Consider the following 273-nt stretch of genomic DNA (forward strand, 5'->3'; position numbering starts at 1 on the left):
CTTCGCCTTGATCATGCCCACGCCGTCGGTGGCCGCGACTTCCGTGGACTGCGCGGTTGAGGATGAAACCGACTGGATGGCCGTGGTCTTGCCCGAGCCGGGCGATCCGACGAATACGACGTTCAGGCGTGGGTTCTGCGGCTTTACGCCGAACCTGGCCAGGTGCGAGGAAATGGCCGCGCGCTGGTCGGTCTCGATGACCGACGGATTTTGCCTGCGCGCTGCCACGCGTGGCGAGAATGCGCCTCCAAGGAGCGCGGACAGCCAGCTTTT

1 protein-coding gene is annotated in these 273 nt (G+C 65.2%); it reads right to left on the bottom strand.

The genetic code is table 11. The features are described 5' to 3' along the window. The coding region (locus tag SAZ04_RS22055) for a hypothetical protein (RefSeq protein ID WP_332699728.1) at positions 1–273 on the bottom strand (273 nt) is incomplete at both ends.

Source organism: Halalkalibacter lacteus (assembly GCF_036663595.1).
GTDB lineage: Bacteria > Bacillota > Bacilli > Bacillales > Bacillaceae_D > Halalkalibacter > Halalkalibacter lacteus.